The 18,086-nt window shown below is 43.7% G+C and carries 14 protein-coding genes; 2 read left to right on the forward strand and 12 right to left on the reverse strand.

The window, feature by feature from the left end; genetic code table 11:
- Nucleotides 1-97: 97 nt before the first annotated feature.
- From mtaB to V7O63_RS06910, 11 genes are all read right to left on the reverse strand, one after another.
- On the reverse strand, nucleotides 98-1,483 hold the full coding sequence (gene mtaB / locus V7O63_RS06860; RefSeq protein ID WP_340820760.1) for a methanol--corrinoid protein co-methyltransferase MtaB: 1,386 nt from the start codon (nucleotides 1,481-1,483) through the stop codon (nucleotides 98-100).
- 15 nt (nucleotides 1,484-1,498) lie between these two features.
- Complete coding sequence (gene mtaC / locus V7O63_RS06865) at nucleotides 1,499-2,260, reverse strand: methanol--corrinoid protein MtaC (RefSeq protein WP_340820761.1); 762 nt, start codon at nucleotides 2,258-2,260, stop codon at nucleotides 1,499-1,501.
- Nucleotides 2,261-3,092: 832 nt separating this feature from the next.
- Nucleotides 3,093-4,214, reverse strand: coding sequence for a GTP-binding protein (locus V7O63_RS06870; RefSeq protein WP_340820762.1), 1,122 nt, complete (start codon nucleotides 4,212-4,214; stop codon nucleotides 3,093-3,095).
- A gap of 32 nt (nucleotides 4,215-4,246) precedes the next feature.
- On the reverse strand, nucleotides 4,247-5,869 hold the full coding sequence (locus V7O63_RS06875) for a methylamine methyltransferase corrinoid protein reductive activase (protein WP_340820763.1): 1,623 nt from the start codon (nucleotides 5,867-5,869) through the stop codon (nucleotides 4,247-4,249).
- Nucleotides 5,870-6,140: 271 nt separating this feature from the next.
- Nucleotides 6,141-6,413, reverse strand: coding sequence for a hypothetical protein (locus tag V7O63_RS06880; protein ID WP_340820764.1), 273 nt, complete (start codon nucleotides 6,411-6,413; stop codon nucleotides 6,141-6,143).
- Nucleotides 6,410-6,892: a hypothetical protein gene (locus tag V7O63_RS06885; RefSeq protein ID WP_340820765.1), complete on the reverse strand. Its 483-nt coding sequence runs from the start codon at nucleotides 6,890-6,892 to the stop codon at nucleotides 6,410-6,412. Before V7O63_RS06885 ends, V7O63_RS06880 begins: the two co-directional genes overlap by 4 nt.
- Nucleotides 6,893-6,902: 10 nt before the next feature.
- The gene (gene feoB, locus V7O63_RS06890; protein WP_340820766.1) at nucleotides 6,903-8,900 is read right to left on the reverse strand and encodes a ferrous iron transport protein B; all 1,998 of its coding nucleotides are present in this window, start codon (nucleotides 8,898-8,900) and stop codon (nucleotides 6,903-6,905) included.
- A gap of 81 nt (nucleotides 8,901-8,981) precedes the next feature.
- Nucleotides 8,982-9,230 carry a FeoA family protein gene (locus V7O63_RS06895; protein WP_340820767.1) on the reverse strand — a complete coding sequence of 83 codons (249 nt, stop codon included), beginning with the start codon at nucleotides 9,228-9,230 and terminating at the stop codon, nucleotides 8,982-8,984.
- Nucleotides 9,231-9,424: 194 nt separating this feature from the next.
- Nucleotides 9,425-9,916, reverse strand: coding sequence for a metal-dependent transcriptional regulator (locus V7O63_RS06900; protein ID WP_340820768.1), 492 nt, complete (start codon nucleotides 9,914-9,916; stop codon nucleotides 9,425-9,427).
- Nucleotides 9,917-10,059: 143 nt separating this feature from the next.
- Complete coding sequence (locus V7O63_RS06905; RefSeq protein WP_340820769.1) at nucleotides 10,060-11,232, reverse strand: pyridoxal phosphate-dependent aminotransferase; 1,173 nt, start codon at nucleotides 11,230-11,232, stop codon at nucleotides 10,060-10,062.
- Between the two features lie 156 nt (nucleotides 11,233-11,388).
- Nucleotides 11,389-12,309, reverse strand: a complete 921-nt coding sequence (locus tag V7O63_RS06910) for a hypothetical protein (protein WP_340820770.1) — start codon at nucleotides 12,307-12,309, stop codon at nucleotides 11,389-11,391.
- 698 nt (nucleotides 12,310-13,007) lie between these two features.
- Here V7O63_RS06910 and V7O63_RS06915 point away from each other — a divergent pair.
- A complete protein-coding gene (locus tag V7O63_RS06915) occupies nucleotides 13,008-13,634 on the forward strand; it encodes a cytochrome c (RefSeq protein ID WP_340820771.1) in 627 nt (208 codons plus the stop codon).
- 154 nt (nucleotides 13,635-13,788) lie between these two features.
- Nucleotides 13,789-14,280, forward strand: coding sequence for a rubrerythrin family protein (locus V7O63_RS06920; RefSeq protein ID WP_340820772.1), 492 nt, complete (start codon nucleotides 13,789-13,791; stop codon nucleotides 14,278-14,280).
- Between the two features lie 71 nt (nucleotides 14,281-14,351).
- Here V7O63_RS06920 and V7O63_RS06925 read toward each other — a convergent pair whose 3' ends face one another.
- Nucleotides 14,352-17,915 (reverse strand): PAS domain S-box protein, encoded by a 3,564-nt coding sequence (locus V7O63_RS06925; RefSeq protein WP_340820773.1) that lies wholly within the window; start codon nucleotides 17,913-17,915, stop codon nucleotides 14,352-14,354.
- Between the last annotated feature and the right edge of the window lie 171 nt (nucleotides 17,916-18,086).

Genomic DNA, 18,086 nt, shown 5'->3' on the forward strand with positions numbered 1-18,086 from the left:
GAAAAAAGAGCATACTATCCAGTATGGTATTTTGAACTAATTTCTGAAAAAAAGAAAAAAGGAACAAGTTCTGAAAGAACTTGTTTCGCATCTACATTTAGAACTTGTAGTTGTCGTCTGGTCTGAACACAGCGACTTCTGCCTTGTACTTCTCGAGACTGTCGCTCATGAAGGTGTCGGCTTCGTCGGTCATTGCGCTGAGTGCATCCTTTGCATTGTTGAGAGCATTGATCTCGAACTTGGACATGACAAGCTTGCTGCTGTCTGCTGCATTGAGGATGTCTACACAGGAGATTGCTGCGTTCTTTGCACGGAGGTAAAGGTCGTCTCCGTCCTTTGCGATTGACTCTGCAACCTTGTATGCGTTGTCGTATGCAAGGACATATCCCTGTGGGTCTCTGTACTTGTCAGAGAGTACGAGGATGTCACGAAGCATCTTTGCGTTTCCTGTCTCGGTTGCTACGTTAAGCATTGCTGCATCGTAGTTAAGGGACTCGGACCAGCACTGTACAGAGGTACCACCGAATTCTGCGTGGTATTCTACAGACTCGTTTGACCAGAGGTCACAGCACTGCATGACAAGGTTACCCATTACATCTGCGTGTGCACATGTTGAGGTCTTTCCTTCCTGGGTGATTGGGCATCCGGTGATTGCTTTTACGATTGTGTTCTCGTATCCACAGTCCTTTCCTGGACCCTGAGCACCTGCTTCATATCCTGCGAGTGTCCTTGGTGCGGAGATTGCTCTTGCGATGATTGCAATGGTGTGTGCGAGGTTCTTGTCGAGGAGACCACCTGCAATAAACATTGCAGTGTTTGCCTGTGCACAGTCTGTGTCACCAGCTGCAATTCTTCCCTTCTTGTCAGCGATCTTTCTGATGTCTGACCATATCATGGTCATGTCAATTGAACCGAGGCAGCCAATTGCGTATACGAGACCTGGGATATCGTTTCTGAGGATAGAGTAGTCAAGGATTTCCTTACCGCCCATTGTTTCGATGGACAGGAAGTCAGCACCGTTGTCTGCGACCTGCTCAAAGGATTCCATGAGCTTGTCGTACTTGTCACCGATAAGTGCAAGAAGGTCACGGTTCTCACGGATGTCACCAGGGGTGTGCCTGAGAGCGGACTTGATTCCGTATTCTTCATGGTATTCTTCCATGATGGTCTTCTGGACGTGAGCGACCTCTCCTCCCCGGTCTGGGTTGTTGGTCATCTGCTCGACGTGCTCTGTCTCAAGTGCTACTCCTGGGAAACCGATCTGGACTGCTCTTGCCATGATATCGGTTGTGAGTCTGCGGTATTCTGAAACGAGTTTCTCCTTGGAGACACCAGCTTCTGGTCTTGGTGCGTAGTTAACTTCTGCAGTTACGTATCCTGCACCTACTTCTAATCCAAGTTCTGCCTTTACTGGGTATACTGACTTACCGAAGATCATGTCGTCAGCAGCTTTGTATGCAAGTGATGTGTATCTTTTAACCATTTCTGTCACCTCTGTTTAGTGTTTGTGGAACTGCTCCTTAAGCTGTGCAAGACCCTTTCCTGAGAGGATTGCGTCTGCCATCTTTGGTGCGTCTGCTGCTTCTTCACCATATACACCGAGCTCGTACTGGACAACGAAGTCCTGGTTTACTGCTCCGCCACCACACTGGAATGGAAGTTTGATTCCGGACTCGAGGAGTCTGTCATTGACTTCCTTGAATGCATACATTGTTGTTGTCATCAGTGCTGTTCCGGTAAGCATCATTGGGTTTTCCTTCTTTACAGCTGCGATAACTTCATCTACTGGTACATCACGGCCAAGGTCGACTACTTCGTAACCAGCTGCTCTGAGGAGTGCTGCTACAATTGTCTTACCGATGTCGTGTACGTCACCTTCTGCTACGTGGCATACGATCTTGCCCTTTGGCTCTGGTGCTGCACCGCCCTGTTCCTTACAGAACTCGATACCTTCGAGCATTGCATCTGCTGACATCATAACGTTTGGCAGGAAGATAACACCCTGGTCATATAAGTCTGTGGTGATCTTCATTCCGACCATAAGCACATCGTCGATGAGTGCGATTGGGTCTGCTCCGCCCTCGATTGCCTTCTCGAGGCCCTCGATCACGTCGTCTTCTTCTCCATCAAAGATTGCTGCGCAAATTGACTTTGCTGGCTCTTCTGCTGGATAGAGTTCAGCTGCCATCTCTTCAGGTGTCTGTGCTTTTTCTTTAGCAACGTTGTACCTAACTAATATTTTACTTGGGTCTACATCCATCTAATTCTACCTCCTTAGATCTAGATTGACTTCCTGCAACTTTATTCATTACTTCAAGCGAAGTAATTCAAAGCAGCAGATGGAATCTATTGGCTTATGACTTTAATCAACCGGGCAAAAGTCTCCACAACCATTTGCTAACGATCTTTAGTCATCTGCTAACTTCATCTTTCCACATAAACACCTATTCTGAGTTGGTATATAAACCTAGCGGTTTCTCCATTTTATAATAAAGTAAAAATACTACTTGGCTATTTATTTTTTGACAGTTCCGGCTGTTTTCTTTTTTGTGGGTGCTCTATGGGTGTATCTCCTGATTATATTTACAGAGTATGCCATCAACTGTTAGATTTTATTTACTTAAATGGGGTTATTTGTTTAGAATGTATCAGTTAATTTTAAATACTACCGGTGAAATCTGCGATTTCCCTCAGATTAACTAAAGTTTGCTTGTTATCTCTTATTCAATATTTTTGTTTTTATTTAATTGTGTAATCTTATTTTTTTTTGATTATCTATTTTTTTTATTTTAATGTTTGTGTATTGAAATGCAATATGTCACTTTAGCCGTTAATTGTTAACCGTTCAATTTAAGTAACGTCATATGCCGAAGTCTACGATACAACATGCTAATATTTATACGAAAGTATGAAATCTTAATGATCATACGTTATACTTATATAACAGTTAATGTGCCGGTCAATATTGCCACATTCTTTGAGAATTTGTCCTTACTTTTCCGGACAACTCTACTACCCTCTCAAGGGTTAATTATGTCAAGGTTATGAAAAAAAGTATCAGCAGACCTTTTCAGGTGAGGTCTGCGATATAATCAATTGTTGTTGATTAGGTCTATCGGTTTGGGGTGACCGTGGCCATGTGGTTTACTGTGCTTGAAACTGATGTTACGGCCTGAGAGCTTTTCAGATATGGTGTTATTCACGATATCTATCAGCTTACCCTGGTCAATACTTGAAACTGCGGTGAGTACTTTGAGTCGGGGCGCATCCGCTGGAACTGTATTGATGATCTCCATGGTAATGTCCTGGTCAAATGCCGTAAGGTTCGTCTTGATCGTGTTAGTATCTGACTCTATGAACAGTTTAATGTGCCCCACGAACTCCGGGCTCAGTTCCATTACCTTTGCCTTGAGCTCTTCCATAATGTCCTTTGCAGTGGTCTGTGCGACATCTGCCGGGATCTTGCTATCTAACTGGAACTCTGTGGCATAACTGGATATTCCTGATGCCTCAATGGAATCAAGTGTTTCTTCCACAGGTTCACCTGTTATCTCATCGAGAACCTGTGTATCAGGGCTGGTAGTTTTGAGCTCATGCTTTTCCTGATATTCAGGGAAATCTCCCATTGCAAGCTTCACGAAGTCGAACCAGTGCTCATCTTCCTTAGATGCAGAAAGCAGTATGACCTTTGCCTTTGGGTTCAGTTGCTGTACTGAAGCCTCAATGATCGGAATGCGTATCTCATCGATCAGGTCTATCTTATTGATACCCAATATCTCCGCATCGATTATCTGGCGCATAGCAAAATTCTTTGCTTCTTTCATTAACTGCTTGAACCGGCTACCATCTATAAGTGTAACAAGAGGTTGGATTGTGGTATCCCTGAGCTCCATCAGGTCGATCTCGTTCTTGATGAGCTGGGGGAATGCGATCCCGGTAGGTTCTATAAGTACGATATCCGGGTCATATTCTTCCTTGAGGATCTTCAATGTGGCCTTCATGTTGACCTTAAGGGAGCAACAGATGCATCCGCTTGTCAGCTCCTTCATATCCAGTCCGTATTTTGAGATCACATCACCGTCAATACCTACTTCACCAATTTCATTGACAATGACAGCGATCCTTTGTCCCGTCTCGCTGAATTCCTTGCCCAATCTTATGATGGTGGATGTTTTTCCGCTACCTAAGAACCCACCAACTACTAGTATTTTCATTTTTTATTCCTTCTAAAAAGTTTAAAAGAGGCTTATGCTGCCTCTTCCAATACTACCAGGTTTTCCCACTTGAACTTATCATTCGGACATGCATTGATGCATCTCTTACAATTTGCACCGTCACAGAGGTCAGAGCTTATCATTACAATACCCTCAGAGTCCATTGTTATAGCATCGTTAGGACAGACCTTGATACACTTCTCACACTCAGGGCAATCAACCTTCATGGTAAGGTATGTTCCAACCTGCTCAATGACTTCAAGTCCTTCAGGACCAAGTACAGGAATATCTTTCTCAACAACCTTGTTTACACTGACAACGCCTTCCGGAAGGTCGATCTGTGGAAGTCCTTTCTTCTTAAGGAATTTCTTGAGCATCTTGAAAGGCATGCCTTCTCCCCAGTATGATATCTCCTGGATGTAGGCTTCCTTGAAGGCAGGGTCAGTTGCAAACATCACGTGGTTGCTGACGATCTTTCCTGCAATATCCTGGAGTTCCCAGAGCCTGTCCTCTGAAAGAAGGATCTCCCTTGCGACAATAAGTGAGGTGTTACCGATCTGTATTACTTCATCTACATTGTATGGGACCATACCTACCTGGTGCGCCTTGACAGCATCCATGTAAGTACCTGCAGCACCGGACATGTATGCCTTCTTTACATCGGCAACCTCAATACCGGCTGCATTACAGAGTGCAAGGTGACCTGCGCGGATAGCACCAATTGCAAGACCTGCTGCTTCAACGTCCTTCTCGAAGAACTTGATCTTGTCCTGCAAATACAGGATGTGGTCAGGTGTGTTAATCTTTGGGAGCGTGATGATCCCGTCCTTCATTCCTGCCTCGATGATGGCAATTACACCTGTTCCGGTAATTCCTTTTGCCTTGATCGAATCCTCTTCGATTATGTCTCCATTGTTCGGGTTGATCAACTGTGCTTTGACGGTGTCCATATCTGCGTCAAGGACATAGTTGCGTATGTTCTTGCCCTCGAACTCGACATCTGAGATGACGAATGGTGATGCTAGGTTACCGTATTTGATCTGCTGACCTTCAAGTGCAGGACCTGCTGCTGCGGAACCTGTGTAGATGGTGCCCTCGTGGATGAGTGCCATCTCAGCGTTGGTTCCGTAGTCAGTTGCTATAGCTGTTTCTTTTGTGTCCAGGAATCCTGACTTAATGATAAGAGCAAGTGCATCGGCACCAACTTCGTGTCTGATCGCTGGTGGGACTACAAGCTGTGCGTTTGGATATACTTCAAGTCCTTTGATCTCTGAACAATCAATGATCCTTGCGCTTCTGTCAGATTCCTTGATGTTCAGCCTTTCTTTCTTTCTCTCGCCTGCATATGCGAGGTCATCAATAGGGATTCCCTGGAATATTGAAAGCTGTATAGGGTTTCCACAAATTGACATCCTTTCCAGTTCTTCGGGCTTGACACCCAATGTCTCTATAACGTGCTTTACCGCGTTAACGTGCAGGCCCTGAGCAAGATCAAGTCCATAGGTGATAGCGAAGTCCAGGTGATCCATAACATTTGCTCCCGGGAGCGGGTTACGGAGAGTGATGACTGTCTTCTGGATATCGCCGGAATCAAGGTCGATCTTCTGTGCTCTTATACCACTGGTACCAATATCTATTGCAACTCCAAGTTTCATTTGAATCCCTTTTAATCCTTTCAAATTAAATAACGTAGTATCTGTGTTCCAACTTCAAAATATATGTTGCGGTAATTTTGTCTCTCTGAGTGTCATTATTTAAACTGATTGAAGTACATCTCAAAACCTCTGGAATATGACAGTACCGCTGTCAGATCTCTTTTGTTTATGGATCAATTGAAGTTTCAAAAAAATGATGTACTATATTATATGTATCCCGGGCATATGCATGACATTTTTTGGATAACGTGGTCTTATGCCTGAAAAAAGTTCAATTGCGGCATATCCTCTCACCCTTTTCTGTCAATTGGTATGCTTTTCCCTTTATGTCTCCCCCTTCATCGGAGCAGGAAGATGCCGCACTGCATGAACAACATGCAGATGACTTTGGTTTTGAATTATTGCATACTTCTCTTATGTATCCCATATGTTCCAGCATAAGGAGCCTGTCCCTGATGCTTCTCTGGTCGGTCCCAAGTTTTGCTGCCGCTTCCTGAAGCGTACAATTCTCAATGAAAAGCAGGTTCAATGTCTGTTTTATCATTTCAACATCCCCTTCTCGGGTATCGGGTCGAACATATCTTTCCATTTACTGAATGCGAACAACGGGAGAAGTGCAAGGTATATTCCGGGTCTAAGGTCACTGAGTGGTGTCCAGTCAACGAACTCCTCATTCTTTAGCAGATATGCCTCAAGCATGTTACCCGTACTTACCAGCATATATATCGCTGCAAATATCAGTGCTATCAGGATGCCCACATATGCATAGGATACACCTTCGTATATTCCTGACCGCATTTCCATCACACCATATATGAACACTGTTCCTATGAGCAGCAGTACGAATGCTCCGATGATGTCCGCAGGCACGAACAATATGCCTGTAAGTGGTATTTGTGTGTCAGGTCCAAGGATGATCTTAGCCGTACCTGCTGATAACTGAAGGAGTCCTAAAAGGACATAGAGGGTACCAGTGACAATGGAAAAGACCATTGGGATCCTTGTGTCAGGTTTTTCGTCCACTATATCTCCTTTAATAACCAAGTAACCTGCCTCCCTGATAGATGATAAATGCTGTGATCCATGCGACTGCAACCCCGTAGAATATTGCGAACGTGGTCCATTTCCATGACCCTGTCTCCTTTTTGACAACACCTATGGTTGCCACACAGGGCATGTACAGTAAACTGAATGCCATGAGGCTGAGTGAACTAAGTGCAGTGATGCCAGGGTCTGCCAGAAGTCTTTCGCTGAGTGCTTCTGAATTGTCACCCGAACCGTAGAGGACACCCATGGATGCCACAACGATCTCTTTGGCAACCAGTCCGAATATGAGTGCAACAGATATCTTCCAGTCAAAGCCAAGTGGTTTAAGCAGTGGTTCCACCGCATGCCCGAGACTGCCGACATAACTTGCCTCGCTTCCGTATTCAACACCCCATGGGAATGATGCCATTATCCATATGATGACAACACCTACAAGGATGATGGAACCTGCTTTTTTTATGTACATGAATCCATTGTCCCACATATGGATGATACTGGACTTGAGCGTGGGAACGCGGTATGGTGGAAGTTCCATTATGAAAGGTGCCGGTTTACCTCTGACCACCGTGCTTCTGAGTAACTTCGCGGAAATGATCGCTATGACTATCCCCAGTATGTACATTGCGAATATGACAGTCCCTGCCTGTCTTCCGAAGAACGTGCCTGCGAACAGTACGTATATAGGTAGTCTGGCTCCGCAGGATACGAAAGGAACTACAAGTATGGTGATGAGTCTGTCCCTGTCATCCTCTATGCTTCTTGCAGCCATGATAGCAGGCACATTACATCCGAATCCCATGAGCATGGGAATGAATGACTTGCCATGCATGCCTATCTTATACATGAGCTTGTCCATGATGAACGCAGCTCTGGCAAGGTAGCCACTTCCTTCCAGCAGTGAAAGCAGGAAGAACAGGATGAATATATTCGGCACGAATACAAGTACTGCCCCGACACCACCGATTATTCCGTCTCCCACAAGTGAAGCCAGCCAGTCGGGATGGAGGCTGGAGGATACATAACCTGCAAACCACGTGGCTGCAATGTCTATCATATCCATGAATGGTGTCGCAAAGGCGAATGTAAGTTCGAATGCACCCCACATGAGTGCAAGGAAGATCGGGATACCCAGATACTTATTAGTTAGTACCCTGTCGATCATATCCGATTTTGTAAGTGTGTCATTGGCACGGGTACACATCTGCGGGAATATTGTGTTGATGGCAAGATAGCGCTTGTCTGCGATTTCCGCCTCATATTCTTCCTGGTCGATGGAATCGATGATCTTCATTACTCTGTCATATACCGGGCTGTCAGCGATCTTCTCCCTGACGTTGCTGTCACCTTCGAGCAGACGTATGGCAAGCCATCTCAAGGGGTAACGCTTATCACGATTCTCGTCCTCGCTGAGCACCTTCTCGATCTCAAGAACCCTGTCCTCTATCTCATTGCCGTATCCTATCTCGTGTCCGTGCTGCTGATCGATCTCCTTTTGTTCGATCACCCTGTCAAGAAGGTCGTGTATTCCCTTCTCCTGCGTAGCAACGGTCTTTATCACCGGGGTTGCGAGGAGTTCCTGCATCTTTTCGATATATATCCGGTCGCCTCTTTCCTCGGCAATGTCATACATGTTGAGAACAATGAGTATCCGTGACCCCAGTTCCATGAGCTGGGTAGTCAGGTAGAGGTTCCTTTCAAGATTTGATGCATCCACTACCTGAATTACAACATCCGGTTTTTCCTCTATTATGTAATCCCTGGCAACGATCTCGTCCATGGAGTATGCGGTGAGACTGTATGTACCGGGCAGGTCTATTACCTCGATATCGTACTCTTTATATGTTACCCGGCCACTTTTCTTCTCCACAGTGACACCTGGCCAGTTACCAACATGCTGCCTGGAACCAGTAAGAGCATTGAAAAGAGTGGTTTTCCCAACGTTCGGATTACCTATGAGTGCTATCTTTATCTCCCTTTTTTCCATGGGATGCTCCTCTGAGAATAGTTATAGTAATTATGTATGTGCCGTAATGTCCGGCGATATGCAAATATCGTGAATGTCGACTTAGAGTTTGTTGATGAATATCTGACTTGCTTCTTCTTTCCTGATGGACAGGTGGTAGCCCTTTATGTTGTAATCCATTGGGTCTCCGAGTGGTGCATTCCTGACAAGTTCGATCTCAGTACCGGCAACCATTCCCATATCCATTAGTTTCCTCCTTGCAGTACCCTTTACCCTCACTTTTGTTATCCTGGCCTTCTCTCCAGGTTCTAATGTATCAAGTGTTGTCTCTTCAATATCCTGCAAGTTCATTACCTGTCCTTTTCTATGATAGCACTAATCCGTTTTTTGTATATAGCGATTTCTCCCAGCCTAATTTATTTAACCATGCAAAGATGTGGTATAGACCATACTTCCAGTTACAGGTGCTGGTAATTGACATAAGTAGCAGGTGTATCCCATGAAGCGAAAACATTCTGTTCTGCTTCAGGATAATCAGGTGTATTTTATGCCTGTGCCTTCTTTTTTCCATGCACAGGACAGTCATCCTTCGCCGTAGGGATGCAGTTAATGACCTCTCCGGTTTCACAATAATGGTTGAAGTGGTCAAGCCAGTATGGCCATTCTTCCCTGATGTTCATGAACTCTACGAACTTTGTGAGCACTTCAAAGGTATCAGGTGTTAGCACATGCTCTATCTTGCATGCATCATGGTCTGCAATATTCTCGTCAAGACCCAGAATAAGTAAGAAATCCCTGATGATGCCGTGTTTTTCCATAGTACACTTTGCGATCTTCTCGCCTTCGGGTGTAAGGGTCACGCCACCGTATTTCTCATAGTTTATGAATCCCATTTTGGTAAGTTTCTTGAACATCCCTGTGACGCTGGGTGAACTGATATCAAGTTCTCTGGATACGTCTTTAACCTGTGCATAACCTTTTCTTTCGATTATCTTCTCGATGACCTTAAGATAATCTTCAGTTCTCTCAGTTGTCATGTAAGAAACTACCTTTTTTTGGATATGATTGATCCGCTTTCATTTATATATTCTGAACCAACCATTATTTTGTATACTACAGGTACTATTTTAACTTTGCCTATTTTGACTACAAAATATAGGTTCTATAACAAAAAGTAGATTTACTGGTTCTGAGTGCTCTCTTTGAGTTTTCCCTCTTTAAGATATCGTTCCAGCCTGTCCATTCCTTCCATTATATTCTCAAGACTGTTGGCGTATGAAAATCTAAGGTGCCCTTCTGCACCCTGGCCGAAATCGATGCCAGGGGTGATGGCAACTCCGATATCCTCCAGTATCTGCCTGCTCATCTTCAGGGAATCCTCGCCGAATTTGCGGGCATCGGCAAGAACATAATAAGCTCCCTTTGGTTCCACCTTGATCTCGAAACCAATATCTTTCAGTCTTCCGATCAGGTACAGACGCCTCTTATTATATGTATCGACCATCTCTTCTGTAAGTTCCTGCGGACCTTCAAGGGCAGCGATACCTGCGTACTGGACAAAGGCATTCGTGGAGATGAACAGGTTCTGCTGTATCTTTTGCAATGTCCTTATGTATCTTTCTGGTGCTATCAGGTAGCCGAGTCTCCACCCGGTCATGGCATAGAGCTTCGAGAAACCGTTAAGCACGAAGGCATTGTCCGTATACTCCAGGATAGTATGTTCTTCGCCCTCGTAGACCAGTCCCTGATATATCTCATCGGATATGATGGGAATATCTCCGGCAATCTCTGCAAGTCCTCTTAATGTTGCGTCAGGTAATACCTGTCCGGTAGGATTTGATGGGGAATTGATGAGTATTGCCTTTGTTCTTGGGTTGATGTGTGCGGCAACCTCTTCCGGCTGCAGCATGAAACCATTGTCCTCATTGGTATAGATGAAGTCCGGTACGCCTCCCACAGTATTGACAAAGTTGGGATAACATGCATAGTGAGGGTTCGACATGATTATCTCATCCCTTGGGTCGATCATTGCAAGGAAAAGCAAAAGCATGGCAGGACTTGTGCCGGATGTGACTATTATCTGGTCAGGGCTGATATCCACATCGAACCTGTCGTGATAACTTCTGGCAATTGCCTGCCTGAGTTCTATAAGACCCTGGCTGTGTGTGTATCTGGTATTACCTGCACACATTGCTTCCTTTGCTGCATCACATATATGCGGAGCAGTGGGCTGATCAGGTTCTCCTATCTCCAGATGGATGATACTTCTCCCCTGCTCTTCAAGCTGTTGTGCTCTTTCAAGTACTTCCATTACGTAAAAAGGCGGGATGTTTTCAACTTTTTCAGATAACATATTACTCATCGTCAGCAAAAATTATAGTTCTGGATCGATCTGGAACGATAAAAGATCTTTGTTCAGGAACTACGATAAAAAAAGAAACTGGCAGATTATGCCAGCTTGTATATCTATGGATTATGTTCTATGTCTCTGTATACTTGCTCTGGGATCCTATCTTTTTGCCCTGGCATATTCCACAAGCGCTTCCTTGATACCCCATTTGAAAGCCACAACAACTGCAATACCCCATGCAAGCGGTCCAATAAGGATATAGAATATGCTGGTATCAATAAGCAGTGCATCAAGTGCCAGAAGGATCACTACGAATGCCAGGAACCCTCTCAGAGCAGGGATCCATATATTCGTACCTTCGACATTCATATTCTTGAGCATGCTTTCAATATAGTCACCGAACATGTCGATCGACAGTAATCCTATAAGCAGGATGAGTATTCCTGCAAACAGGTTTGGCAGGTAGTTCAGTATAGATTGTATTACTCCGGCTATCATGTTGAGATTAAGTATGTTCAATGCTGCCATGATGAACAGCAGATAACCGAATACCTGTACTATCAGAGCTACAAGTCCTGAACCTGTTGTTCCACTTGCTGCCATTGCACTGCCAAGACTTGTCCTGGATATGTGCTCATCAATACCTGTTGCTATCAGTACGTTCTTGATGAGACTTGCAAGGAAATCAACCACAAGAAGACCTATAATAAGCACTACTACGGCAGAGAGTATCAGAGGTATGTAAAGTATTATCTGCGTAATGAAATCTGCTACTATCTGTATGTTGAGCAGGTCTATGATTATAACTGCAAAGATGAAGTAGACGAACCACCTGATAGTGGCATCGAAGAATTCCACGGTTGTGATGTTTGTCCTCTCTATCATCTTTCCGATAGAGGTTTTGTCTATCAGATCATCAAGACCTATCTTGTCAAGTATCTTTGAACCTATCTTTCCTAATGCTTTACCGGCTATATTTCCGACTATCAGCAGTAATATTACAGCTATCAGTGTCGGAAGAAAAGCTATTGTTTTGTCTAGCATAGCGTATACGCTATCCATGATTGGCGATGTTGCCATAATTTTCCCCCTTTGATATTTTCTTTTATGCCAGCAGAACTGGCATAACCCCGTTTTCCGCTTTAAAAATCTTTCTTGATACTATTTATATGTACTCATATTTTGTTAAAATATCAAATGAAGTAGAAAATTATGTCCTGAGCAAAGCTAGGAGTGAATATCAGATACATATGGGGGTAGCGGGGCTTAGAATACTATGTGCTGTATCCCTGCTATTATATGCTGACAAGTCCTGCCATTGAAACGATTGCAAGGACCATCATCATATAGAGGAATATGATAATACCTACTTTTTTCGTGCTTATTATGGCTTTGTTGTTCATTCTCCAACTCCATTACTCTATATGTACTAAAAGTATATAATGAATTTTAGTTATTTGTTATCTATAATACGGTGTATGCTTTTGCTGCTGGTTTGTTGTTAACTTATTATATTATGGATATGAAATAAATATCAAAAAGTTTATATCTATTTAGCTCAATCCAAGACTTGAATCAGTAGTGGGGGTGGTCTCACCGAGGCAGGACGGCTCTTTAAGGCCGTTGCTTCGAAGGCCGTCCTGCCCATCCTGCTTGAACACATAGGATGTGAGACACTTGGGCTTAGCAACAATACACCCCCACAAATGACCTTTTCTATTGTCTCTTTTACCAAAGGATCATATACTTCCTGTGACCAACTTCTTATGGGGTCTTAAATGGAGAAAGTTGAACGCTATTTCTTTGCATTATTAGGATTGGTGATCGTGCTCCTTCTTGTATTGGTTATAAGCATGGTGAATGACCAGCGTACAAGCTACACATACATGCCGGGATATGAATCCGGGGGCATGATGGGTGCCGGTTATTATGGACAGGGTGGCATGATGGGTTCAGGATATTATACTGACGATGGTATGATGAGAGGGGACTATGTATATCCTTACGGGGTTGACCTGAAAACAGATTTCGATTCCAATGGGGAGGCCATCTACTATACCGGTTACAATGAAAGCGGATCAAGGATCAGCTTCACATATGGGCCTAACTGGCTCTATGTTCATGGTGGAAGCTGTGTCAACTGTCATGGCGTTGACGGAAAGGGTGGCGTCCCGATAATGATGTCCTATGTCATACCGCCGGACATCACTTATGATTCCCTTACATCTGAAGAGCATGAGATGGAAGATGGTGAGGAACATGAGGTGTTCACGGAAGAGGATATAATGATCGCAATAAGGGATGGTGTTGAGCCATCAGGTGAGGAACTCGATCTGGCGATGCCTCGCTGGCAGATGTCTGATGAGGACCTGAATGATATTCTGGCATACCTGAAAGAACTATGAAGGTAGCCAGCTTTTTTCTTTTTTCTTTTCTTATTTTCTCGATAAAGAGCAGTATTGTCCTGATATCATGTACATTCCTTTCAAATCTGGGCGTTAACGTGATATATCCATGAGCTCGTAAATGTGCATGAAGAAACACTTCTAGGAGATATACATGACTTCAAAAGATAACCTTAAAGCAGCATTTACCGGCGAATCAATGGCGAACAGGACATATCTCGCATTTGCAAAGAAGGCAGATGCTGAAGGATATACACAGGTAGCTAAACTCTTCAGGGCTGCTGCAGCAGCTGAAACCATCCATGCACATAATCATCTTCAGCGCATGGGCGGTGTTGGGACTACTATGGAGAACCTGAAAGAAGCAGTCAATGGTGAGACCTACGAATTCGAGCAGATGTATCCTAAATTCATCGAAGAGGCAAAAGCAGAAGGTGACAACAAGGCACTCTGGAGCTTTGAGGTTGCAAATGAGGTCGAAAAAGTTCATGCCACCCTCTTTGAAAAGGCACTGAATGAACTCGGGGACAACGAAGATGTCGATTATTACGTATGTCCTGTCTGTGGCCATACCCATGAAGGTAAACCTGAGGACAAATGTCCTGTCTGTGGTGCACCTGCATCCAAATTCGAAAGGATCGATTAAATTCTGAAAAATAAACGATCATATCTGTAAAGCCTGAAGGAACACGGGCTTCATTTTTTTAATATCGGTCATTACAGTTTTTTCAAATTCTCAACAAGCAATTCATATTGCTTATCAAGCTCTGGTATCTTTTCCTGCAGATCATCTATTTTCCCAGACTTTGCTGCTGTCTCTATTTCAGCAGCAAAATGACTTAACGTTATTCCGCCAACACTTGCAGAAGCGCCTTTTACTATATGTGCAGAGTTGTTGATGTTCTCTATTTCTTCCTTATTGATGGCACTCTTCAGATTTTCAAGTTGACGCGGGGCATTCGTCATAAAAATAGATATGATCCTTCTTGCAGTTTCCAGATCATCCATCACGTTTTCCATAAGCATGTCACTATCAAATATCAGTGTGTCCAATCTTGCTTTTTCCAGTTCTTTGACACCCTTATAACTCTCTTCATGCAGTGGATTAAGCCACTGGTCCAGTATGTTCGCAAGTGACTTCAGTTTGATAGGTTTTGATATGTAGTCATCCATACCAGCTTCAAGGCACATCTCCCGGTCTCCTTTCATTGCGTGGGCGGTCATTGCAATGATAGGCGTATGCCGGTCACTGGATAAAGTGTGTGATCTTCGTATGTGCTTTGTTGCTTCCAGTCCATCCATCTCGGGCATTTGCACATCCATTAGAATAAGGTCATACTCTGCTTTCTCAAAAGCTTTTACAGCTTCAATTCCATTGTTTGCTATATCTGCATTGAGTCCAAGTTTTTGCAGCATACTCTGTGCAACGTGTTGATTCACGATATTGTCCTCTACAAGCAGGATCCTGACATTGCTGTCCTGGAATTCATGAGTGACTGTTTCATCTCTTCCAGTCTGTGTTTCCTTTCTATTTTCATCAGTAGCGAACAATGAGTTCAGTTTATCACAAAGTTCGGAGGGTCTGATGGGCTTTGTCAGATAGGCTTCAAAATTGGATCTGTATTTTGGCCATGAGTGTGAATGGTTTCCCAGGGAGCTTAGCATGATTAGCGAGATACCACTCAGGTCCTTATCTGATTTTATGACCCGTGCAAGTGATTCCCCATCCATTCCGGGCATGTTCATGTCAAGAAGAGCTGCATGGAATGGTTTTTCATTCTCATGTGCTCTGGTAAGTGCTATCAGTGCTGTGGGTCCATCTTCCGCTTCCTCCACTTCCAGACCCCATGATGTAAGCAGTTTAACGAGTACCTCGCGGTTAGTATCATTGTCATCTACTATGAGGACACGTCCATCCTCTATTCTTGAATAATGTTTCTTTTCATTTCCTGTATTGGGATGCTTCTCAAATGTTATCTGGAACCAGAACTCAGAACCTTTTCCTTCCTCACTTCTAACTCCGATGTTACCTCCCATTATCTTTACAAGTTCTTTGGAAATAGCAAGTCCGAGTCCTGTTCCACCATAGTGGCGTGTTGTTGAGGCATCAACCTGACTGAACTTATTGAAGAGTATGTCTATTTTGTTGTCAGGTATGCCGATCCCTGTATCTTTGATAGAGAAAAGCAATGTTGCATGAGTATTTGTATCTGATATGATGCTTACATTGATGGCAACCTCTCCTTCATGTGTGAATTTGATGGCATTTCCACCAAGGTTCGTCAGGATCTGCTTCAATCGGGCAGGGTCTGCTATGATATTGGTTGTTACGTCGGGGTCTGCTGCACATATTAGTTCAAGTCCTTTGTCGTGAGCTTTAGCAGACAGTAAAGAGGCAAGCTCCTCAAGAACATCATCCAGGTCGATATCTATCTCTTCAAGTTCGAATTTGCCGGCCTCTATCTTTGAGATATCCAGTATATCGTTGATAAGTTCAAGCAGAGCTTCCCCGCTCTTTTGAACTGTATTTACGTAATGTAGCTGCTCTTCGTCCAACTCTGTATCAAAAAGCAGGTTTGTCATACCTATGACCCCGTTCATAGGTGTGCGGATCTCATGTGACATGTTCGCCAGGAACTCACTTTTTGCCCTGGTTGCTTCTTCAGCTGCTATCAGGGCTTTATCAAGTTCTTTGTTCTTCAGCCTCAGTTCATTTGTATATTCCCTCATCTTCTTCTCTGCCATCTTGATGTCTGTCACATCAATTCGTGAGATCACGACTTTGCGGGGGAATGATTCAGTTCCTTCAAAAGGATGTACTTTGCTTAAGAACCAATGCTTCTTTTTTGTGAAAGGACATTCGAACTCAAGTTCAAAATGCTCTTTCCGTCCCATCATTACATCTTCTATCCCGAGGATGAATTTCAGGGTAATGTTCCTGAAGTCGGTCTTTATGTTCTTTAGTGACCTGATCAAATTCGTACCTTCACTGAAGGTATTGAACATGTCTATATTCTCGGTGGCAAAATCCTTCCAGGAGCGGTTGGCTTTGATGATCATTCCGGTCTCATCAAGTACACATACACTGGCATCAAGGGAATCAAGTGTAGATTGGTTCAGACAGTTAAGTTCTTTGATCGTCTGTTCTGCATTCCAGTTCTCAGTTATGTCACGTCCCACACCAACCAGTCCGATGATATCGCCTGTCGAATCGCGAAGGGGTGCTTTGATTATATCAAGAAGGACCTTTAAACCATCATGGTAGTTAGCCCATACCTCGTCATGCCTGATCTTCCCTTCTTTCATCATGAGCTTATCGTTCTTTGTGAAAATGTCAGCTTTTTCTTTACTGAATATATCGTGTGATGTAAAGCCAATGATCTCGTCTTTTTGCTTTCCCGCGAATTTTGAGAATTCAGAGTTACATCCAAGATATTTTCCCTGAAGATCCTTGAAGAATATCATATCCGGTATGGAGTCGAGAAGTCCTTTCAGAAGAGTTCTTTCATTCTCAAGTATCTCCTCTGCGACCTTTCGCTCTGTAATATCACGGACGGCGGCTACACGAACCTTTGTTCCTGCATGTATGATACTATGTACTTCTATTTCTACCGGCAGTACCGTACCATCCTTTTTCACAGCACGGACCTCATAGGGTTTTACATTATCATGGACCATTTTGCTTATTACCAGACCCCTGTCATCCGGATGTATGGCTATTTCGATGACATTCTTTCCAATAAGATCATCACATTCATATCCGGTAATTCTGGTGATGGCCTCGTTTATCTCCTGAACGAATCCATTCTCATGAATAACGATACCTTCGAATGTTGTGTCTGAAAGTAAACGGTATTTCATCTGGCTGCAGGTAAGTTCTTCCTGCATCTCGTTGCGTTCAGTGATATCCGTTATTATCGAGCAGAGCAGATCCTTTTCATCTATATGGACCGGGACGGTGTATACTTCGATATCACGTATCTCCTCACTTGAAAGGCGATGTTTGAAAAAAAAGTGGTTCTGTGTCTCTTGACTGGCCTTTTTCATCTCAGCCATCATCTCTTCTTCGGATAATGTATTTATCTCGAATATCCTCTTACTGGTGATCTCCTTATGGGACCATCCATAGAAGTTACAAGCGGCACTGTTGGCATCGACTATACTCGCAGTTTCAGGATCCAGCAAAAGCATGATCGTGTGGTTATTATCAAATAATGACCTGTACCCTGTTCTATCCTCATGCAAGTCATTTGCAGAGTGCTTATCCTTATCTTTGTCCATGGCTGTCACGCCTGAGCGGGCTGTTCAGCCTGGCACTGTTTATCAATACCTGACTATACTTTAAGCCCTTGATATGATATTGGATCTGTTTTGCAAGCAAAATACACATTAATATAATTGCCCTATTTATACTAATCTATAAGGATATATAAAATTATTGATGTGTTATTA

The organism is Methanolobus sp. WCC4, assembly GCF_038022665.1.
Classification (GTDB): Archaea; Halobacteriota; Methanosarcinia; order Methanosarcinales; family Methanosarcinaceae; genus Methanolobus.